The sequence below is a fragment of the Spongiactinospora gelatinilytica genome, assembly GCF_003236385.1.
Taxonomy (GTDB): domain Bacteria; phylum Actinomycetota; class Actinomycetes; order Streptosporangiales; family Streptosporangiaceae; genus Spongiactinospora; species Spongiactinospora gelatinilytica.
In genome coordinates this window covers 1-406 of sequence record NZ_POUA01000913.1, presented here as the reverse complement: position 1 = coordinate 406, position 406 = coordinate 1, and the positions used below count along the sequence as shown (strand labels likewise).

The 406-nt window shown below is 38.7% G+C and carries 1 protein-coding gene; it reads left to right on the top strand.

Going from position 1 to position 406, the window contains the following annotated elements; genetic code table 11:
• Positions 1-406, top strand: a 406-nt coding sequence (locus C1I98_RS46820) for a mechanosensitive ion channel family protein (protein ID WP_146607983.1), incomplete at both ends; no start/stop codon positions are given.

Genomic DNA, 406 nt, shown 5'->3' with positions numbered 1-406 from the left:
AATCACCCTTATTTTCTGGATTATTAATCGGATTGGTAAACATATCATCCGTAATAGTTTTCAACATCACGATCCAATTGAAAAACAATCCGCTCGTTCACAAACCGTTTACGCAGTGGTTAAAAATATTTTCAAGTATTCCGTCCTATTCTTTTACGTCTATACTATTTTATCAAATTTAGGAGTACCAGTGGGCACTTTATTGGCCGGTGCTGGAATCTTAAGTGTTGCGATTGGACTCGGGACTCAAGGGATTGTGTCCGATGTTATTAACGGCCTAACTATTTTAATTGAAGGCCAACTACGTGTTGGTGATAGTGTTACGATTCAATCCATCGATGGAACCGTCGTTTCAATCGGTTTACGAACCATTGAACTTCAAGCACTCGATGGTACTTTACATTAC